This window comes from Pseudomonas sp. Wu6, assembly GCF_019891515.1.
Taxonomy (GTDB): domain Bacteria; phylum Pseudomonadota; class Gammaproteobacteria; order Pseudomonadales; family Pseudomonadaceae; genus Aquipseudomonas; species Aquipseudomonas orientalis_A.
The window spans coordinates 1-243 of record NZ_JAFLXH010000116.1; the positions used below are offsets into that span (position 1 = coordinate 1).

Below are 243 nucleotides of genomic sequence, written 5' to 3' on the forward strand. Positions count from 1 at the left end.
TGAGCCGTTGTCCAACTTCAGCGTGACGTCGCTGCCCGCTTTGTTAGAGAGCGTAGCGGTGTAAGTGATCTGGCCACCTTCGTTGACGGCGGTTGGCGCGGTCAGCGTGACGGTAGTGGTATCAGCAGTGCCTGGGGTATCGGTAACAGTGGTGTTAACCGCTGTGGTACCTGGCACCAGGTTTTCGAAATGCTCGCCACCGGTCACGGTTTTGATGGCGGTCGTGACGGTTTGATCGCCTTT

General features: G+C 57.6%; 1 protein-coding gene. It reads right to left on the reverse strand.

What is annotated here, in order from left to right; translation table 11 throughout:
• Positions 1–243, reverse strand: a 243-nt coding sequence (locus J1G34_RS27000) for an immunoglobulin-like domain-containing protein (protein ID WP_222994872.1), incomplete at both ends; no start/stop codon positions are given.